This is a genomic window from Clostridium sp. CF012 (assembly GCF_018861755.1).
Lineage (GTDB): Bacteria > Bacillota > Clostridia > Clostridiales > Clostridiaceae > Clostridium_AD.
Genome location: NZ_JAHLEF010000001.1, coordinates 14,640 through 33,834, shown reverse-complemented (window position 1 = coordinate 33,834; position 19,195 = coordinate 14,640). Strand labels below are relative to the sequence as shown.

General features: G+C 32.1%; 18 protein-coding genes and 1 tRNA gene. All 19 read left to right on the top strand.

The genetic code is table 11. The features are described from left to right. The first annotated feature begins 20 nt into the window (after positions 1 to 20). The 19 genes from phoU (at position 21) to hisB (ending at position 19,186) form a co-directional block, all read left to right on the top strand. Positions 21 to 677: a phosphate signaling complex protein PhoU gene (phoU, locus tag KPL50_RS00180; protein ID WP_216296421.1), complete on the top strand. Its 657-nt coding sequence runs from the start codon at positions 21 to 23 to the stop codon at positions 675 to 677. Positions 678 to 744: 67 nt separating this feature from the next. Next, positions 745 to 1,569, top strand: coding sequence for a substrate-binding domain-containing protein (locus KPL50_RS00175; protein WP_216296420.1), 825 nt, complete (start codon positions 745 to 747; stop codon positions 1,567 to 1,569). Between the two features lie 325 nt (positions 1,570 to 1,894). Then, a complete protein-coding gene (locus KPL50_RS00170; protein ID WP_216296419.1) occupies positions 1,895 to 3,232 on the top strand; it encodes a DUF512 domain-containing protein in 1,338 nt (445 codons plus the stop codon). Further along, entirely contained in the window at positions 3,232 to 4,548 is a 1,317-nt protein-coding gene (gene der, locus KPL50_RS00165) for a ribosome biogenesis GTPase Der (RefSeq protein ID WP_216296418.1), read from the top strand. The genes KPL50_RS00170 and der overlap by 1 nt, the downstream gene beginning before the upstream one ends. A 1-nt stretch (position 4,549) precedes the next feature. Then, entirely contained in the window at positions 4,550 to 5,542 is a 993-nt protein-coding gene (locus KPL50_RS00160; RefSeq protein ID WP_216296417.1) for an NAD(P)H-dependent glycerol-3-phosphate dehydrogenase, read from the top strand. A gap of 156 nt (positions 5,543 to 5,698) precedes the next feature. Next, positions 5,699 to 7,177 carry a stage IV sporulation protein A gene (gene spoIVA, locus KPL50_RS00155; protein ID WP_216296416.1) on the top strand — a complete coding sequence of 493 codons (1,479 nt, stop codon included), beginning with the start codon at positions 5,699 to 5,701 and terminating at the stop codon, positions 7,175 to 7,177. Between the two features lie 111 nt (positions 7,178 to 7,288). Further along, positions 7,289 to 7,364, top strand: a tRNA-Pro gene (locus KPL50_RS00150). Positions 7,365 to 7,637: 273 nt separating this feature from the next. Continuing rightward, positions 7,638 to 8,669, top strand: a complete 1,032-nt coding sequence (locus KPL50_RS00145; protein WP_253200388.1) for an NAD-dependent epimerase — start codon at positions 7,638 to 7,640, stop codon at positions 8,667 to 8,669. 328 nt (positions 8,670 to 8,997) lie between these two features. Beyond that, positions 8,998 to 9,252, top strand: coding sequence for a hypothetical protein (locus KPL50_RS00140; protein WP_216296415.1), 255 nt, complete (start codon positions 8,998 to 9,000; stop codon positions 9,250 to 9,252). Positions 9,253 to 9,450: 198 nt separating this feature from the next. Beyond that, on the top strand, positions 9,451 to 10,248 hold the full coding sequence (locus tag KPL50_RS00135; RefSeq protein WP_216296414.1) for an amino acid ABC transporter substrate-binding protein: 798 nt from the start codon (positions 9,451 to 9,453) through the stop codon (positions 10,246 to 10,248). A 12-nt stretch (positions 10,249 to 10,260) separates the two neighbouring features. Beyond that, entirely contained in the window at positions 10,261 to 10,944 is a 684-nt protein-coding gene (locus KPL50_RS00130) for an amino acid ABC transporter permease (protein WP_216296413.1), read from the top strand. Between the two features lie 13 nt (positions 10,945 to 10,957). Then, a complete protein-coding gene (locus tag KPL50_RS00125) occupies positions 10,958 to 11,701 on the top strand; it encodes an amino acid ABC transporter ATP-binding protein (RefSeq protein WP_216296412.1) in 744 nt (247 codons plus the stop codon). 29 nt (positions 11,702 to 11,730) lie between these two features. After that, a complete protein-coding gene (locus KPL50_RS00120) occupies positions 11,731 to 12,867 on the top strand; it encodes a PLP-dependent aspartate aminotransferase family protein (RefSeq protein ID WP_216296411.1) in 1,137 nt (378 codons plus the stop codon). Between the two features lie 495 nt (positions 12,868 to 13,362). Further along, complete coding sequence (locus tag KPL50_RS00115) at positions 13,363 to 13,719, top strand: NifB/NifX family molybdenum-iron cluster-binding protein (protein WP_216296410.1); 357 nt, start codon at positions 13,363 to 13,365, stop codon at positions 13,717 to 13,719. 562 nt (positions 13,720 to 14,281) lie between these two features. Continuing rightward, the gene (locus tag KPL50_RS00110; RefSeq protein WP_216296409.1) at positions 14,282 to 15,550 is read left to right on the top strand and encodes an ATP phosphoribosyltransferase regulatory subunit; all 1,269 of its coding nucleotides are present in this window, start codon (positions 14,282 to 14,284) and stop codon (positions 15,548 to 15,550) included. A 2-nt stretch (positions 15,551 to 15,552) separates the two neighbouring features. Continuing rightward, the gene (hisG, locus tag KPL50_RS00105) at positions 15,553 to 16,203 is read left to right on the top strand and encodes an ATP phosphoribosyltransferase (RefSeq protein ID WP_216296408.1); all 651 of its coding nucleotides are present in this window, start codon (positions 15,553 to 15,555) and stop codon (positions 16,201 to 16,203) included. Then, entirely contained in the window at positions 16,200 to 17,495 is a 1,296-nt protein-coding gene (gene hisD, locus KPL50_RS00100) for a histidinol dehydrogenase (RefSeq protein ID WP_216296407.1), read from the top strand. Before hisG ends, hisD begins: the two co-directional genes overlap by 4 nt. After that, positions 17,492 to 18,553, top strand: a complete 1,062-nt coding sequence (hisC, locus tag KPL50_RS00095; RefSeq protein WP_216296406.1) for a histidinol-phosphate transaminase — start codon at positions 17,492 to 17,494, stop codon at positions 18,551 to 18,553. The genes hisD and hisC overlap by 4 nt, the downstream gene beginning before the upstream one ends. Before the next feature lie 45 nt (positions 18,554 to 18,598). After that, positions 18,599 to 19,186: an imidazoleglycerol-phosphate dehydratase HisB gene (gene hisB / locus KPL50_RS00090; RefSeq protein ID WP_216296870.1), complete on the top strand. Its 588-nt coding sequence runs from the start codon at positions 18,599 to 18,601 to the stop codon at positions 19,184 to 19,186. Positions 19,187 to 19,195: the final 9 nt, after the last annotated feature.

Here is a 19,195-nt window from a genome sequence, read left to right as displayed (position 1 = left end):
ATAACAGGGAAGGTGATAATATGGCAAGAAAAGTATTTGAAGCAAGTCTTGAAGAGCTTCATAATGATTTAATTAGAATGGGAAGTATAGTAGAAAAACAAATTCATGACTGCATTGATGCCTTAGTAACTCAAAACGCTGAAAAGGCTGAAAGAATAATGATTAATGATGACATAGTTGATGCACTGGAACGAGAGATAGAAGATAAAGCAATAAGATTAATCGCCATGCAGCAACCTTTAGCCATAGACTTAAGAAACATATTTACCACTACAAAAATAGTAACAGACCTTGAGAGGATGGCGGATTATGCTGTTGACGTTGCTAAAATTACAGTAAGATTAAAAGATGAGAAATATATAAAGCAACTAATAGATATACCAAGAATGGCTGATATAGTAATACTTATGATAAAGGATTCCTTGGACGCTTATGTGGCAGGAGATGTTGAAAAGGCATATGAAGTTTGCAAACGAGACGATCAAGTAGATGATATTTATAAGGAAGTATTTGCAGAACTTCTACAATTAATGTTTAAAAATCAAGATACAGTAAATCAAGCTACTCAATTTTTATTTATTTGTAAGTGGCTAGAAAGAATTGCAGATCACACGACAAACATATGTGAATGGACAATTTATTTAGTTACTGGAGAAAAGGTTAATTTAAACGAATAGTTTTTACGTGAAATACAGAAACTACAATTACAATAAATATTTAAAATATTGTAGTGGAGTAGTGATTATGAAGAAAAAAAAATTAAAAATACTTTGGATAATATTTAGTGTTACTATTGTATTGTTAAGTGTAGGATGTAAAAAAGATACAGAAACAAAAGGCGAGCAGCCTAAAAGCATTAAAATACTTTGTGAAGATACAGTTTTTCCTATGGTAAATGATTTGGTACGGGATTATAATTCAAATAATGACCCTGTAGTTACTGTGGAATCCATTGACAGAGAAAGGGCTTTTAATAAACTAAACGGCTCTGAAGTGGAGTTATTACTTGGATATGTTCAGCCCGACAATAAGGGAATTGAGAATGAAATTCTGGCTTATGATGGTATCGGTATTATTGTTAACTCTAGTAATAAAGTGAATAGTGTGGGAACTTCTGACTTGAAAAAAATATATACAGGAAATATAGTAAATTGGGAAAAGCTAAAGGGAGAATCAAAGGTACTAATTCCTGTAGCTTTTAAAAGCACATTGAACTCAGTTCAATATGCTTTTGATAGAAAAATAATGGATACTCCCGTAAAAGAACAAATGAGCAGTACTATACAGTATGTAGAGAGTGTAGAAGAAATGAAAAATTTTGTTGCTCAAAATAAAAATGCTATAGGTTTTATGCCAGGACAGTGGTATAATAAAGAAAGTGTTTTTTTAAAATTAAATGGAATTGAAATTACAACATCAAATTTAAAGAATGAACTGTATTCTCTAAGATTTCCAATAAGAATGTATTATTCCAAAGAAAAAAAAGATAGTCTAAAGGATCTTTTTCAGTATTTTAAAAGCGAAGATGGTAAGAAAATTATAAGAAAATATTGCATAGAAGCATTTTAGTACCTCCTTCTTAGGAGGTATTTTTATTCTGTAGTAAATTATGTATTAATCACAAAATCCCTAGTAGTAGTACGTGAAAAAGCGCAAAATTTGCGATATATGCATTTTTTCTTCTTTTAAAGACTAATAACGTTGACTTAAATAATGAATTCATGTAATATATTTAATGGAATGCTATAATTTATTATTGAACTAATTGCTTATTATAAATTAAATATTATATATTTAGTACTATATATTTCAAAAAAAGTATTTAATTTTAATATATTTCTAATTCCTCATAAAACCTTTTATATGAGAGGTTATTGTTAAACAGGAGGTAAAAATGAAAAATCAGATAGCTAAGATACTTCCAGGGAGTATTGCAGAAGAAATTGAGTTAGAAGTGGGAGATAGATTAATTAGTATAAATGGCAATGCTGTAATAGACATTATTGATTATAAATTTTTAATTACAGATGAACTTATATGCATTGAGATTGAGAAGGCAGATGGAGAAGTTTGGGAGATTGAAGTTGAAAAGGAATATGATGAAGATTTAGGAATCCAATTTATTGATGCAATTTTGGATAAACCCAAAAGCTGTCATAATAAATGTATATTCTGTTTTATTGATCAATTGCCACAAGGAATGAGAGAAACACTATATTTTAAAGATGATGATTCCAGATTATCATTTTTTCAAGGTAACTTTGTAACCTTAACTAATATGAAGGAAGAGGACATTGACCGAATAATACGATATAAAATAAGCCCAATTAATGTTTCTGTCCATACTACTGATCCAGAGCTTAGAAAGATAATGCTGAACAATAAATTTGCTGGAGATGTTTATGACAGGTTGAAGAGGCTGGCTGAAGCTTCCATTAAAATTAATTGTCAAGTGGTTTCATGTCCAGGTATTAATAATGGACCCGAGCTTATAAAAACCATTGAGGATTTATATAAACTTTACCCAAACATTGAAAATTTAGCAGTGGTGCCCGTTGGAATCACTAAATATAGGGAAGGTCTATATAATTTAATATTGTATGACAAAAACACTGCAACGCAAGAAATTGAAGGCGTAAAAGAATTACAAGAAAAATATATTAATGAAATTGGGTCACCTTTTGTAAGGTTATCCGATGAATTCTATGTTACAGCTGGAATTGATGTTCCAAGTGAAGAATTTTATGATGGATATGATCAGTTAGAAGACGGTATTGGCATGATAAGAATGCTAAGAAGTGTTATCGATGAAGATGTGTCAAGCCTTGAGTTAAACAAGAGTGGAAGTTTTACCTTTATAACAGGGCATTCAGCCTACGCAGAAATATTAAAGGTAGCACAGAAAATTACTGATATTAATATCAATATTAATATCCAAGTTAAAAAAATAGTAAATGCATTTTTTGGAGAAACCATTACAGTAGCAGGTCTTTTAACTGGAAAAGATATTATAGAACAGCTGAAGGATGAAAAGCTAGGGGACCATGTAATAATTCCTAGTAATATGTTGAAAAGTGGATATGAATTAGGTGACTATGATCAGCAAATATTCTTAGATAATATTACAGTAAGGGACTTAGAAAAAAGCTTAAATACAAAAGTTTTAATATGTGATTATTCAGGAGAAGATTTAATCCATATAATAAACCAAAATAGTCGGGAGGAAGAATAATGGCAAAACCAATAGTAGCAATAGTAGGAAGGCCTAATGTAGGTAAATCTACCTTATTTAATAAATTAGCAGGTAGAAGAATATCAATAGTTGATGATAAACCAGGTGTAACAAGAGATAGAGTGTATGCTGATGCAGATTGGCTTAGACACAATTTTACACTAATTGATACAGGTGGTATTGAAGTAGAAAGTCAAGATATTATTTTAGCGCAAATGAGAAGACAGGCACAGATAGCTATAGAAACATCAGATGTTATAATATTTATTGTAGACGGAAAGCAAGGACTTACAGGTGCAGATTATGAAGTTGCTCAAATGCTTAGGCAAAGCAAAAAACCAATAGTGCTTGTAGTAAACAAAATAGACCACCTTCAATTAGAAGCAAATGCCTTTGAATTCTATAATTTAGGTATAGGGACACCTTTTTCTATTTCTGCAACTCAAGCACTTGGACTTGGAGATATGCTGGATGAGGTAGTAACACATTTTGATAGTATTTATTCACAAACAGAAGATGAAGAATATATTCAAGTTGCAGTGGTAGGTAAGCCGAATGTTGGTAAATCATCATTGATAAATAGAATGCTTGGAGAAGAAAGAAATATTGTAACTGAAATTGCAGGTACAACTAGAGATGCAATTGATAGTAAAATTGAAACTGAAGAAGGAAAGTTCGTTCTAATAGATACTGCAGGAATAAGAAGAAAAAGCAAAGTAGAAGAAGGAATTGAGAGATATAGTGTTATTAGATCCTTAGCAGCAGTGGAGAGAGCTGATGTAGTTATACTCATGATTACTGCTACAGAAGAATTAAGTGATCAAGATGAAAAAATTATAGGTTATGCTCATGAGATGAAAAAAGCTATCTTAGTAATAGTAAATAAATGGGATCTTATCGAAAAAGATGACAAAACTATGATTGAGTATAAAAAGAGAATACAAGCAGGGTTAAATTTTATGGCATATGCACCTTATTTATTTATATCTGCAAAAACAGGCCAAAGAGTACATAAGGTACTTTCAACAGTAAAAGAATGTTATGAAAATTATTCAAAAAGAATTTCTACAGGAATACTTAATGAGGTTGTAAATAAGGCTGTACTAATGAAAGAACCTCCAACAGTAGCAAATAAGAGATTAAAAATATTTTATGTTACTCAGGTAGCATCTAAACCACCAACATTTGTGTTCTTTGTAAATAATGAAAATTTACTACATTTCTCTTATGAAAGATATTTAGAAAATCAATTGAGAAATAGCTTTGAATTTATGGGAACAGGTATAAAGCTTATATTTAGGGAAAGGAAGGAATAGAATGCTAAAAGTTGCTTTTTTAGGTGGTGGTAGTTTCGGTAGCGCATTATCTGTAATGCTTGCCAAAAAAGGAATGAAAGTTAACATATGGGACAGAAAACTTAGTGTTATTGATGATATTAACATTAAAAGAGAAAATATTAAATATTTGCCCAAGGTTATCATGCCAGCAGGAGTAACAGCATTCATTGATATAGAAAAGGCTACACGTGATAGTGACATAATTGTTTTATCAGTGCCATCCCATGCAATAAGAGACTTAAGTGTGAAACTAGCGCCATATTTAAAGCAAAATCAAATTGTGGTTAGCATTGCAAAGGGAATCGAAGAAGGTTCCTCAAAAAGGATTTCACAGGTTATAGAAGAAGAGATTCCGAATAATCCTATAGTAATACTTTCAGGACCGAGTCATGCAGAAGAGGTTGCTTTAGATATACCTACAACAGTAGTAGTTACATCTAAAAAAATGGAGTATGCAAAAATAGTTCAAGATTTATTTATGACAAGTAAATTTAGGGTTTACACTAATGAAGACATTATTGGAGTAGAAATAGGTGGGGCAGTTAAAAACATTATTGCACTCGCTGCAGGTGTGTCAGATGGAATAGGCTACGGCGATAATTCTAAAGCTGCACTTATGACAAGAGGAATGAGTGAGATTATAAAAATAGGAACTGTTCTTGGCGGTAAAGCTGAAACATTCTATGGCTTAACAGGTATGGGCGATCTTATCGTAACTTGTACTAGTATGCATAGTAGGAATAGAAGAGCGGGTATTTTAATTGGAAAGGGTCTTCCAATGGATGCGGCTTGTGAGGAAATAGGCATGGTAGTTGAAGGTATAAAAGCCACAAGAGCCTTTTATGAACTTAAAGAAAAAGAGCAAGTATCTATGCCTATCACAGATGTGCTTTACAAAGTACTATTTGAAGGTAAAGATCCTAAAGATGGAGTACACGAGCTTATGTCAAGAAATAAAAAAGATGAGTTTTAAGGCCAGTTTATAAAATCACTAGTATTAAAAACCAATTTTCCCTTAAGAAGTTAATGGAAGATTGGTTTTTTTTATATATTTTTAATCTGTAGTAATAATTTATTGTTCTCTAAAATATATTTATAATGTTAATAATAATTATTGGGAGGGTATATCTTGGATAATTTTGATATATACAAAGATATAGCAGAGAGAACACAGGGGGATATTTACGTAGGTGTTGTTGGTCCAGTAAGAACTGGAAAATCTACATTTATAAAAAGATTTATGGAGCTTATGGTAATTCCTAGAATTGACAATCCCCACAAAAAAGAAAGAGCAAAAGATGAACTTCCTCAAAGTGGTTCAGGGAAATCAATTCATACTACTGAGCCTAAATTTGTACCCAACGAAGCAGTGGAAATTGATTTTGACGGCGGTACTAAGTTCAAAGTTAGAATGGTTGATTGTGTTGGATATATTGTTAAAGGAGCGCTAGGATACGAAGAAGGGGAGACACCTAAAATGGTTACAACTCCTTGGTATGACTATGAGATTCCATTTGAAGAAGCGGCTGAACTTGGAACAAAAAAGGTAATAAATGAGCATTCAACTATTGGTCTTTTAATTACTACAGATGGCTCCATCACAGGAATAGAAAGAGAAGAATACTTAGATGCTGAAAAAAGAGTAGTTGATGAACTTAAATGCATCAATAAACCTTTCATAATGGTGTTAAATTCTAAAAATGCTGCTGCTCCTGAAACAGAAGCTTTAGCAAGAGAGCTGGAAGAAAAATATGATGTTCCAGTTCAAGTTATGGACGTTCTAAACATGAAAGAAGAGGATATTGCTAATATATTCCAAAGAATTCTTAGAGAATTTCCAGTTAAAGAAATTAACATAGATATGCCAGAATGGATTGAAAACTTGAGTTCTAAGCATTGGGTAAAAATCAGTTTTATGAAGTTTTTAAAAGACATGTGCAAGGATATCTTTAAAGTTAGGGATATAAATAAATCTCTACTAAGTTTTAGTGAAGTAGACTTTTTAGATTCTGCAAGACTTGATGAGATGAACATGGGAGAAGGCACTGCTAGAGTTAATATAGTTCCTAAACACGAATTATTTTACAAAATACTAGGTGAAACTTGTGATCGAGAAATAAAAGGCGAAAACGATCTATTAACATTAATGGGTGAATTCTCTAGCGCAAAAGTAGAATATGATAAAATCGCAGATGCACTAAGGGATGTAAAGGAAAAAGGCTATGGCTTAGTTGCACCACAGCTTTCAGAAATGACATTAGAAGAACCTGAACTAGTACAACATGGTGGAAGATATGGAGTTAAATTAAAGGCTTCAGCACCGTCGTTACATTTTATAAAAGCAGATATAACCACAGAAGTATCACCTATTATGGGGACAGAAAAGCAAAGTGAAGAATTCTATAAATCTATCTTAGACCAGTTTGAGAACGATAAATCTCAAATTTGGCAGAGTAATATGTTTGGTAAATCTTTAGAAGTATTGGTTAAAGAAGGACTTCAAAATAAACTATTTAAGATGCCAGATGATGTTCAAGTAAAAATTCAAAAGACATTACAAAGAATTATAAATGAGGGGAATGGCAGCTTAATATGTATAATATTATAATAATATTATTTATTATATAGTAGTTTTGAGTTATAGGGAAATAATCTTATAACTCAAAGCTGAATTTTATGTTGAATCAATATAAAATTTCATGCTATAATAAGTTGTTAACTGGGTGTAGCGCAGTTGGTAGCGCGCATGAATGGGGTTCATGAGGTCGCAAGTTCGATTCTTGTCACTCAGACCAAACCTAGATATATCAACGGGTTAGAGGCTTTTAAACTGTTAGAAATCATAAAATATACCACATGATTAAATTTCTTTCGGGATTTTTAATCCTGTGGTATTTTTTTTGTTGTGCCAGGAGGATATGTAAATGAAAAAACCTCTCTTGCTTTTATTTTGACATTTTACCTTTTATTATACTATTGATGTGCATAAAACTGAAAGAATTAAATATTTATCAGAAGAAGTAAACATATAATAAAAGGTAATAATAAGAAGTATAAAGGAGTTGTTTATGGAAAAAAATAGTAATAAAAAAATGAAAGTTTTAATTACAGGAGCTGCAGGGTTTATAGGGTTTCATCTCTCTGCTTTATTAATCGGAAAAGACTATCAGGTTATGGGAATAGATAATATGAATGATTACTATGACGTGGCTCTTAAAGAAGGAAGGCTAGCTTTATTAAAAAAGCATGAGAACTTTAGTTTTTATAAAATAGATTTAAAGGATAAAGAAGCTATAGATGATTTATTTAACAGACATAAATTTGATTACGTTATTAATTTAGCTGCTCAGGCTGGAGTAAGATACAGTATTACAAACCCCTATGCTTATGTGGATTCCAATCTTATTGGCTTTGTAAATATTCTTGAGGCCTGCAGAAATAACCCAGTAAAACATTTACTGTACGCATCATCAAGTTCAGTTTATGGTGGAAACAAGGAAGTACCATTTTCTACTAATCACAATGTAGATCACCCCGTGAGTCTGTATGCTGCAACTAAAAAATCAAATGAACTATTTGCCCATGCATACAGTGAACTTTATAAAATCCCAACAACGGGTTTGAGATTTTTTACTGTATATGGTCCTTGGGGAAGACCAGACATGGCATATTTTTTATTTACAGATGCAATTCTAAGCGGCCAGCCAATAAAAGTCTTCAATCATGGGAAAATGGAGAGAGATTTCACCTATGTTGATGATATTGTAGAAGGAATATATAAACTTCTACCCTTAGTTCCTAAGGGCAACCCTGATTGGGATGAAACTAATGATGATTTAAGCAGTAGCTTTGCGCCTTATAAAATCTATAATATTGGCAACAATCAGCCGGTACAATTAGAAAAATTCATCTCAGTTTTAGAAGATAAACTAGGTAAAAAAGCTAAAAAAATATATATGGAGATGCAAACAGGTGATGTGATTAGAACTTATGCAAATGTGGCGGATTTGGAAAAGGAGATTAACTTTAAACCTAGTACTAGCATTGAAAGTGGATTAGAAAAATTTGTAGATTGGTATAAAGATTTTTATAAGATCTAAATTTGGGAGGATAAGGGTTTTTGAAAATTAAAATTACAATAGCAGGGACTGGTTATGTAGGACTATCAAATGAAGTCAAATATGCCCTCTAAGGATTTGATTGATGTAGAGAGAAAGTTTATACTAGGGATTTATTTGGGGTAGATTAGAGACACAGTAAGTTTGTATATATTAAAAAGGTGGTACCTTCTTATAGAAGAGTATTTAAGAGCTTAGAAATAGGCTCTTTTTCTATGTACGAAAATAGATGGATATTTTAAGGTTTTTGTAGAATATTATATTTAATATGTTAAAACATATTAAACTATATTTTATGGAGGAATAAAAAATGCCAACTAAAAATACAATTTATGAAATTACAATCACAGATGAAGGGCTAGATAATTACAAAAATGATACTATTAGCGCAAAAGATATGGCTGAAGATCTAGGGATAGATAGTGTTATGACTGACTTTGAGTGGGATGAAGATATAAATAAAGGGTTAATTCTTACTGGAAGAATTGTAGATGATACATCAGTACAAGATGCACTATCCGAAATGAAAAATATCGAGTATATTGAAAGTGTTGAGAAAAGTTAAATCATCATTGAAGATCTTCATCATCTTCGATGATACAACATTAATGGCTTCAGATGGAGATTTATTCTCCAACTGAAGTTTTCTCTTTGTTACTTTCATATTATCTACCTAAAAATCTATATTGACAATAAAAGAAGACCTGTGGTATTATATAAACAATACCTTACTAAATCGGTAGGAATACTAGGAGGAAATCAAATGAAAAAATTATCTATATTAATTAGTACTCTATTAATAGCATCAATAGTACTTGTAGGATGTGGGTCAAGCGGCAGTAAAAATACTGAATCAAAAGATCTATTATCAAAAATAAAGAGTGAAGGAAAAATACGAATTGGTACTGAGGGTACATATGCACCATATACATTCCATGATAAATCAGGAAAATTAACTGGATTCGATGTTGAAATTGCAGAGGAAGTGTCTAAGCGTATCGGAGTAAAACCAGAATTTGTGGAAACAAAGTGGGACGGTATGTTTGCTGGTCTGGATGCAAAGAGATTTAACATGGTAGTGAATCAAGTTGGAGTTAAACCTGATAGACAAAAGAAATATGATTTCTCAGATTCTTATATAGTTTCAAAAGCAGTACTTATAGTAAGTAGTACTGATAATACTATTAAAAAGTTTGAAGATTTGAAGGGCAAGAAATCAGCTCAATCATTAACTAGTAATCTAGCTAAAATTGCAGAAACTAATGGAGCTATACTACAACCTGTTGACAGTTTTAATCAAGCAATTGATCTTTTAACTTCTAAAAGAGTGGATGCTACAGTTAATGATAGTTTATCTTACCTTGATCTTAAAAAGCAAAAGCCGGACCTTGCTATAAAAGTTGTTGATGAAGAAGGAAATGCGCAACCAAGTGCAATTATGTTTAATAAGGGAAATAAAGAATTAGTAGATGCAACTAATAAAGCACTTACTGAGATGAAAGCAGATGGTGCTTATTCAAAAATATCGAAAAAGTGGTTTGGTACTGATGTATCAAAATAATAAGGAGATAAGATGAATTTTGATGCAGAAACATTAAGAATATTAGATATAATTAAAGATTCTTTCTTTCCTTTACTAATAGCAGGTGTGAAATTTACAATTCCACTGGCAATAGTTTCTTTCATACTTGGTTCAATGTTGGCTATGGCAACGGCTCTTGCGCGTATATCAAAACATAAATCATTAGTTTTAGTATCAAGTTTTTATGTTTGGATAATAAGAGGAACACCACTTCTCGTACAACTATTTATAATATTTTACGGATTACCAGCGGCTGGTATAACAATAGGTGCACTACCCGCAGCAATTATAGGTTTTACATTAAATGTGGGGGCTTATAATTCAGAAGTAATTAGAGCTGCGATTCTATCTATACCAAAGGGCCAGTGGGAGGCAGCATCTTCTATTGGTATGACACATACACAAGCATTGCTCCGTATAATTTTGCCACAGGCAGCTAGGGTATCTGTACCACCGCTTTCAAATTCCTTTATAAGTCTTGTAAAAGATACATCACTTGCTGCTGCAATTACTTTAACTGAAATGTTTCAAATTGCTCAAAGAATAACGGCAGCAACTTATGAACCACTTGTGTTGTATTGTGAAGCAGCATTTATATACCTAATATTTTGTACTATACTATCCACACTTCAAAAGAATATAGAGAAAAAACTTGAAAGATATGTGGCTAGGTAATTGGAGGAACTTCATGATTAATATACAAAACTTACACAAAAGCTTTGGAGATAATGAAATTTTAAAAGGTATTGATTTACAAATTAAAAAGGGTGAAACAACAATTGTAATAGGACCTTCAGGTTCAGGTAAAACAACCCTTTTAAGGTGTATGAATTTGTTAGAAGTGCCAAGCTGTGGAAGCATAAGCATTGGAGATAGTAAGCTTACATTCGGTGAAACCAAAAATTCAACCGAAAAAGAAGTATTAACACTACGCAAAAAAACAGGTATGGTATTTCAAGGCTTTCATTTATTTCCTAATAAGACCGCTTCTGAAAATATTATGGAAGGCCTTGTTACTGTACTTAAGCAATCTAAGAAGGAAGCGCGTGATAAGGCCCTTAGCCTACTAGAAAAGGTTGGACTTTCAGAAAAGTTCGACAGCTATCCTCATGAGCTTTCCGGAGGACAACAACAGCGTGTTGCAATAGCACGTGCTATGGCTATAGAACCATTAGTTCTGTTATTTGATGAACCAACCTCCGCACTGGATCCTGAGCTTGCAGCAGAGGTACTTAAGGTTATGAAGCAGCTTTCTCTTGAAGGTATGACAATGGTTGTTGTTACTCATAATATGAGTTTTGCAAGAGAAGTAGGGGACAATATAATATTTATGGATAATGGACTTATTATTGATAAGGGAACACCTGAGCAATTATTAAGGGACACAACTAACCTACGAATTAAACAATTTTTAAATTTAGTTTCAGATTAGGTTAAAGAACATTTGAGGAGGAATAAAATATGAAATTTGAATCATTATTAATACATGGCGGAATAGATGGTGACGTTAGTACTGGTGCAGTAAATGTACCGATTTACCAAACATCTACATTTAAGAAAGGTAAGTTTGATGCTGATAATGCTTACGAGTATTCAAGATCAGGAAATCCTACCAGAGCAGCACTCGAAAAACTAATTGCAGAACTTGAGGAAGGGTATGCTGGCTTTGCTTTTGGTTCAGGAATGGCGGCTACCACCGCTGTATTATCATTATTTAAAACAGGAGATAAAATACTTATATCAAACAATATTTATGGTGGAACATTTAGAGTTTTAGATAAATATTTTAGTAATTTTGGTATACATTATAGTGTATTTAATTCATCAAACATTGAAGAACTAAAAAATAATATTGATGAAAATGTAAAGGCTATTTTTATTGAAACTCCAACCAATCCACTAATGGGTATTACAGATATTGAAGAGGTTGCAAAAATAGCAAAGAAAAATAATTTAATTACTATTGTGGACAATACTTTTATGACACCGTACCTACAAAAACCTATTACCCTAGGTGCAGATATTGTTATTCACAGTGCCACAAAGTATCTAGGTGGACATAGTGATTTAATTGCTGGTCTTGTGGTAGTGAATAATAAGGAACTAGCTGAAAAAATAGGTTTTATACAAAATTCAACAGGGGGAGTTTTGTCTCCATTTGATTCCTTCTTATTAATAAGAGGTATTAAGACACTAGCTTTAAGAATGGATAGGCATAATTCAAACGCAATGGTTATTGCAAAGTTTTTAAAAGATAGAAAAGAAGTTGAAAAAGTATATTATCCAGGGTTTGAAGATCATCCAGGATATAAAATACAATCAAAGCAAGCTAAAGGCTATGGCGGTATTATTTCTTTTCTTATAAAAGAAGGGTACTCTTATAAAGAGTTCCTAGGTAACTTAGAGTTAATAACTTTTGGAGAAAGCTTAGGAGGGGTGGAGTCATTAATTTGCCATCCAGCCACTATGACTCATGCTGCAATTCCTTCTGTGATGAGACAAGAAATTGGCATAACTGATAATTTAATAAGATTATCTGTAGGGGTCGAAAATGCTGATGATATAATGGAAGATTTGATACAGGCATTAGAAAAATAACTCTAAAATCATTTTAAAGAATGTCCTAAATAGGGCATTCTTTTTTAGTTGACGGTGTATAAAATATGGCCATATAGATTACAGAATTTGTGCGAAAAGCCCACTCCTTCAGGTGTGGGATGGATATAATTGAAGATATTTAAGACAATGATTATAAATAGTAAGCTTAAAATCATAATGTAATGACAAATGAAATAGTAAAAAAATGTAATGTAGTTTATGTTGAACAAATGAATTTTAAAGGACTACAAAAACGCGTTAAAATACAACTACTAATGAGAAAACTGGTAAATTCAGCAAGAAAAAGAGATTTGGTAAATCATTAGCAAATAAAGTACCTAGTAAATTCTTAGAAATATTAGATAATAAGTTAAAAGCTAAAGGTGGAAATTGACATGCATCTTAATATGATGTAATATTTTATTGGCGTATGCTATCAATAATGTAAAAAAATAAAAAACATACATAACAAAAATAAAAATGGAGGTAAAAAATATGAAAATAGCACTACCTAATAAGGGTAATATGGTAAATCAACATTTTGGAATGAGTGAAAGTTTTGTAATTGCAACTATAGAAGATAAAAAAATTGTAAGTATTGAAGAAATATCTTCAGTAGAGCTTGCACATAAGCACCAAGGATTAGCAGACTTACTTGCAGCACATGGAGCAACGGTAGTTATTACTGGAGGAATTGGTGGAGGCGCAATTAGTGGCTTACAACAGAATGGCCTTAAAGTAATAAAGGGAGCATCTGGAGAATATAAAAAAGTAATTGAAGAGTATATTAATGGAACCTTGGAAGATAGAGATGTAACCTGCAATCATCATGGTGAACATCATCACCAATAAATAGATATACTTGATAATAAAGCTTAGGACTTATAAAAACATTCCTAAGCTTTATTAGTTTTTAAGCTAGATATAAGAAATTTTTAATCTGATTTTAATCTTATAAATATATGATAATGTAAAGAGATATAAGTGTAGTAAGAAAAAAGGGGAATAATAAAATGATATATTATAACATATAGTTAAACGCATAAGGCCTTCATCAAATATACCAGCATTTGATCTTTTAATACAAAGACCTTTATCCTACAGATGTTTTATCGGGAGCAGTCTTGGGGATTGTATGCAGCGGAATAATAATTTATATATTTAATAAGGCAGATGTCAAAGGTAAGTCACTAATATAAAATATATATTAATCACTACAGTAGCTTGAAATTTAAGTTGCTATAGTGATTTTTTTTGAAATCCCCATTTATGAATAACTTTCCAGGGATATAAAATGCAAGAGGAAAGTCAAATAGAAAACAAGGCTTGACTTCCAAAAAGAAAGATGGTACTATCTTATTAGTTTAACAAGGTAACGCAATACAGTGATAAAGTTAGGCGGAGGAGCGAGATTTTGAATAATTGGAAAAGACATATACCGGAAGGTTCAAGAGATATACTTTTTGAGGATTGTAATAATAAAATAAAAATTATAAATGTACTTAGGAAATTATATATAAATTCTGGTTTCACAGAAGTAATATCCCCTACCTTAGAATTTTATGACGTTTTTCAGGGAGATAATATATTCATTGAACAGGAAAAAATGTATAAATTTTTTGATAATGTAGGAAGGATATTGGTGTTAAGACCAGATATGACAATGCCAATAGCAAGAATTGTTGCAACAAAGCTTAAAGATTCATTATATCCACTTCGAATATGCTACAGCGGAAATATATTTAGAATGAATGAAAATTGGGAGGGAAAGGTCAGTGAAACCACTCAATCTGGAATTGAAATAATAGGAAGTGAAAGCCCAAAGGCAGACGAAGAAGTAATTATAACTGCTATTCAGGCACTACTTGCTATAGGGGTAAAAAAATTCGAACTTGAAATAGGACAAGCTGAGTTTTTCAAAGGTCTTATTGAGGATATAGATCTTACTGAAGATGAAATGGAAAAATTAAGAAGGTTTGTTGAAAATAAAAACTTTGGAGCACTACGAGAGTTTATAGAAGAAAAAGAAGGAAAATTTGGTGCAAAAGATATATTAGCTTTAAAAAAATTGCCAGAGCTATTTGGTGGCATTGAAATACTTGCAAAGGCAAGAAAGTTAACCGGAAATAAAAGAGCACAAGCTGCATTAGATACTATAGAAAAAATACATGAAAGGATAGAAAATGTAGGCCTGGGCAAATATATTTCTATAGATTTAGGAATGGTACAGCATATTGATTATTACACAGGCATTACTTTTAGAGGATACAGTAGTGAAGTTGGAAATACAATTATAAGTGGAGGAAGATATGACAATTTAATCTCAAAGTTTGGTGAAACTATGCCAGCAGTTGGATTTGCCATAGATGTGGACAACATATTATCTGTTCTTGAAAAACAAGGAAATAATAATGAAAAAGGTAGGTTGAAATTTCTTATTCATTATAAAAATTCACAAGTAGGAGATGCATTCAAATTTGCAGCACAAATTAGAGAAAAAAGCTTTGTTTGTGAATTGTGCTTATATGACGAAAAAGAAAAAACTTTAATCTATGGTGAGCAAAAAAAACTAGATAAAATGATTTATATCTTTGAAGATGAAAAAGTTGAAATAACAGATATTAAAAGTAAAAAAAGTTGGAAGGTAGATATGCAGGAATTTATTAAGAGTTTGGAGGAGTAAGTATGAAAGCAATAAGAATAGCATTAACAAAAGGAAGACTAGAAAAGTATGCTATCACAATGTTTGAAGACCTGGGAATAGATTGTACTGAGCTGAAAAATAAAGGAAGAAAATTAATCTTTAAGGATGTAAAAAGCAATATAGAATTTATCCTTGTTAAATCTACAGATGTTTTAACCTATGTAGAACATGGTGCGGCGGATATTGGAATCGTTGGTAAGGATACTTTAATGGAACAGAATAAGGAATTTTATGAAGTAGTAGATTTAAAGGTTGGCAAATGTATGTTTGCTGTGGCATCCTTACCAAATTTTCTAAGCTATGATGGATGCAACCGTAAAAAAATAGCTACCAAATATCCCACAATAGCAAAGGGATATTTTAAAAGAAATAATGAGGATATAGAAATTATTAAACTTGATGGGTCAGTAGAACTTGCCCCTATATTAGGGTTATCTGATGCAATTGTAGATTTAGTTGAAACAGGAGACACTTTAAAAGAAAATGGATTAATTATTATAGAAAAAATTTGTGATATTAGTGCAAGAATGATCGTAAACAGAGCCAGTATGAAGATGAAAAAGGAAAAAATCAGCAATTTGATAGACAAGGTTCAACAATACGTAGATAGGAATGAGGTGACGGTATCATGATGAAAATTACTGAGGCAAGTAGCAATGAGGGAAAAGAGTACATAGAATTTCTAAAAAAAAGAGCAGAAGAGGTTCAAAGGGATGTAAATATTATAGTGGATAAAATTTTAGAAGATGTAAAAACTAGAGGCGATGATGCAATAATAGAGTATACACAAAAATTTGATAGCAAATTTGTTACCTTAGAGAATCTTATTGTAACATCCGATGAAATTAAAAAAGCGTATGAAATGGTAGACAAAGATTTTTTAGACGCAATAACCCTAGCAAAGCAAAATGTGAAGGAATTTCATGAAAATCAAGTGAAGAACTCTTGGATGATGACAAAAGAAAAGGGTGTTATTTTAGGCCAAACTGTAAGAGGTCTTGAAAGTGTAGGGATATATGTACCTGGTGGTACAGCCGCCTATCCATCCACAGTTATTATGAACGCAATTCCGGCAAAGGTGGCTGGTGTTAAAAATCTAGTGATGGTAACCCCACCCACAGCTGACGGAAGTGTGAATCCTCATATTTTAGTGGCAGCAGATATAGCAGGAGTGGACAAAATTTATAAAGTAGGCGGTGCTCAAGCAATCGCCGGACTTGCATTTGGGACGAAATGTATTTCTAAAGTTGATAAAATAGTAGGGCCAGGAAACATTTACGTTGCCATGGCAAAAAAAAGCGTATTTGGATATGTAGATATAGATATGATTGCAGGTCCCAGTGAAATATTAATTATTGCAGATGATACTGCCAATGAAAAGTTTATTGCAGCGGATTTAATGTCTCAAGCAGAGCATGATGTGCTAGCCTCTGCAATGCTTATAACCACTTCAAGAGAACTTGCAGAAAAGGTCGCGTGCGAGCTAGAAATTCAGATAAAAACTATGAGTAGGAAAGATATTATAAGTGAATCCTTGGAAAAATACGGAGTTATCTTAATTTCCCAAAATATAAAAGAGGCTATAGATTTGGCCAATAAAATTGCACCAGAACATCTTGAAGTTCTATTAAACAATCCATTTGATTTTTTAGGGGATATAAAAAATGCAGGTTCCATATTTTTAGGTAAGTATTCACCAGAACCACTCGGAGACTATATTGCAGGCCCCAACCATGTTCTTCCAACCAGTGGCAGCGCAAGATTCTTTTCCCCATTATCTGTAGATGATTTTATAAAGAAATCAAGTTATATATACTATACAAAGGATGCATTGTGTGAGGTTGCGGATAAAGTAATAAAACTTACAGAGGTTGAAGGCTTAACTGCCCATGGAAATTCTATAAAAGTGAGGTTAGAATCATGATACAGGATTATTTTAGAAGCGATTTAAGTGATTTTAAGGCATATGAAGCTTCAAAAACTGATTATAAAGTCAGGTTGGATGCCAATGAGTGCTTTAGTAACCTTCCTCAAGAGATTAGGACGAAAATAAGTTGGGCTATAGAGGATTCTATTTTTAATAGGTATCCTGATGCAAGCGCATCTACGGTATGTGATCTCTATGCACAATATGCAAATGTTAAAAGTATTAATGTAATGGCGGGAAATGGTTCAGATGAATGTATACAAATTATTGCAAATACTTTTATAAATACAGGAGATAAGGTAGCAGTACAAAGTCCTGATTTTTCAATGTATGGATTATATACTAAAGTTGCAGGAGGAATTCCCATTGAATTTCCACTAGATGAAGATTTAAAATTAGATGTAAATGCTTTTATTTCAATGGCCAACGGGGAAAATGTTAAAATTGTATTTTTATCAAATCCAAATAATCCTACAGGTGGAATTATTAAAAGAACTGACATTATAAAAATAATAGAAGGATGCAGCTGCATTGTAGTTATAGATGAGGCTTACTTTGAATTTTATGGTGAAAGCATGGTAGATAAAATTCAAGATTATGAAAACTTAATTGTACTTAGAACCTGTTCTAAGATTGGACTTGCTGCAATAAGACTGGGATTTTTGATTACGAGTTCCATTCTAATGGGAGAACTTAAGAAAGTAAAGCCTCCTTATAATGTGAATGCGATTTCGCAATGTATTGCAACTGTTGTCTTAAAAGATTCACAAGTAATACATAATAATGTGGAAGGTATACTCAAAGAAAGAGTATATTTATGGGATAAATTGAAAGATATTAATGGAATAAAACTCTATAATGCACAAGCAAATTTTATATTAATTGAAGTTGAAAATGCACAAATAATGAAACAACGACTTTTAGACAGTGGCATAAATGTACGAAGGTTTACGTCCTATGCATTACAAAATTGTTTAAGAATAACAATAGGAAGTAGAGAAGAAAATGAATATTTATTAAACAATATTTCCCAGGAAAATAAAGTAATTTCATAAGCTTTGTATATATTGACTTCAAGAATTAGAGGGGTGAGGTATGTGATTTCAAGACAAGCAAAAATTGTTAGAGCAAGTAACGAAACAAAGATTGATATCAGTATAAACTTAGATGGTTCTGGAAAATATGAAGGAGATACGGGCATAGGTTTCTTTGATCATATGTTATGTCTTTTTGCAAAACATGGGCTTTTGGATTTATATGTAGCTGTAGTAGGGGATTTAAATGTGGATTCTCATCATACAATTGAAGATGTAGGTATAGTACTTGGCAGTGTTATAAAAGAGGCAATGAAGGCCAAAGAGGGAATAAAAAGATATGGAAGCAGTTTTGTACCTATGGATGAAACTTTGGCCACAGTGTCGCTAGATTTGAGTGGTAGACCTTACCTTGTATTTGAAGGGGATTTTACAGTAGATCACCTTGGAGGTTTTGATACAGAGATGGTGGAGGAGTTTTTTAGGGCTGTTGCAATAAATGGTGGAATAACACTTCATGCGAGAGTACTTTATGGTAAAAATAATCATCATATGGTGGAAGCACTATTCAAAGCTTTTGGAAAAGCATTAAGTGAAGCCTTAACCTATGACCAGCGAATAAAAGGCGTACTTTCTACGAAAGGATGTCTATAAGGAGGAATA